The sequence below is a fragment of the Providencia sp. UF-183 genome, assembly GCF_058246155.1.
The window spans coordinates 1-826 of record NZ_JBSICD010000061.1 but is presented as its reverse complement, the minus strand read 5'-3'; the positions used below and the strand labels follow the sequence as shown (position 1 = coordinate 826).

The following is an 826-nucleotide window of genomic DNA, read 5'->3' as shown; positions in this document are numbered from 1 at the left end:
TTTGGCACTGTTGCAAATAGAATCGTGAAGCTGAGCTTTTCCGCTCAAAGTGGATTAAAGTCCGAATACTCTATTCACGAGGCGCACTTCTCCTAACGGTTGGCCATAGTAAAAATGTTCAACTTGACCTTTGCGAAGCGCACGCATCACCTCAATTCCTTTAATGGTCGCATGTGCTATTTTAATTGATTTAAACCCTAAGGTGGGATTTATCACGCGCTTCAATTTTCCATGATCGCATTCAATGACATTATTGTGAATATTTGATTTGTCGATGTTCTACATGTGTAGGGCATTTTCCTTCTTCTTTGAGAAGGTTAAGCGCTCGGCCATAAGGTGCGGCTTTATCTGTATTGATAACCCTGGGGATTTGTCATTTTTTAACGCGATTGAATATTTTTCTTAAAAATCGATAAGCCGCCTTGGTATTACGACGAGGCGAGAGATAAAATTCAAGGGTGTGCCCTCGACTATCGACAGCTCGGTAAAGGTACGTCCATTTCCCATTCACTTTGATATAAGTTTCGTCTAAATGCCAATTGTTGAGGTCGGAGGGATTACACCAATACCAACGTAACCGCTTTTCTATTTCTGGTACATAACGTTGAACCCAGCGATAGATTGTCGTGTGATCTACATTTACTCCGCGCTCAGCCAACAGTTCCTGAAGTTCTCGGTAACTGATACCGTATTTGCAGTACCAACGCACAGCCCAAAGAATGATAATACCAGTGAAATGACGACCTTTAAATGCATTCACCAAACGGCCCTCAGTAATGAAATAGTTAATTTAGCATACCGGCTACTTAAACTTTGCAACAGTCCC

General features: G+C 41.8%; 1 pseudogene. It reads right to left on the bottom strand.

Annotated features, from left to right (window positions below):
• Window positions 1-54: 54 nt before the first annotated feature.
• A pseudogene (locus AC4IFT_RS22325) lies at window positions 55-760 on the bottom strand (IS6 family transposase).
• Between the last annotated feature and the right edge of the window lie 66 nt (window positions 761-826).